This is a genomic window from Modestobacter marinus (assembly GCF_019799945.1).
Lineage (GTDB): Bacteria > Actinomycetota > Actinomycetes > Mycobacteriales > Geodermatophilaceae > Modestobacter > Modestobacter marinus_B.
Genome location: NZ_JABGCH010000215.1, coordinates 1 through 539 on the forward strand (window position 1 = coordinate 1; position 539 = coordinate 539).

The following is a 539-nucleotide window of genomic DNA, read 5'->3' on the forward strand; positions in this document are numbered from 1 at the left end:
TACATGCGCCGTCGGGTCATTACGACCACCCTTGTCATACACTTTTACGGTGTACGTTCCCGCGCTTTCGTTCACGTTGGCGGTTAATTCCGCTGTAGTTTGATCGTCGGTAATAGTTACCCCGTCCGATTCAAACACCACCAGATTATAACCGTTCGCGCCTGGTTCGCCGCCCGTCCAGCTAAACAGAATATCAGTGTCAGGCGTACCCGTAGCCGGATGAACGTTCCACGCTAAAGGTGCTGGCGGCGTATATGCTTCGGTCTGACATGCGCCAACCTGCCCGTAATGGTCTGCTCCCGCTGGCGACGTCGGTTTAGCCAGAGTACCGAAATCACTGATAGTCATATCAGCGCTCATAGTGGCGTATAATGGCGGGTCTAATTCCGTAGTACCATCAGCAGTTACGATTTTAATAAAGCTGGTTTCAGTGAATCGGTATCCGGTACGCGCCACAAATTTAAGTGTTGCCCCATAGGGAACCGTTCCAACCGCCGTCATTTTTATGCCGTTAACAATAATATCGACGTGGGCGCGGT

1 protein-coding gene is annotated in these 539 nt (G+C 51.6%); it reads right to left on the bottom strand.

Annotated features, from left to right (window positions below; translation table 11 throughout):
• The coding region (locus tag HK417_RS24690; RefSeq protein WP_222273524.1) for a hypothetical protein at positions 1–539 on the bottom strand (539 nt) is incomplete at both ends.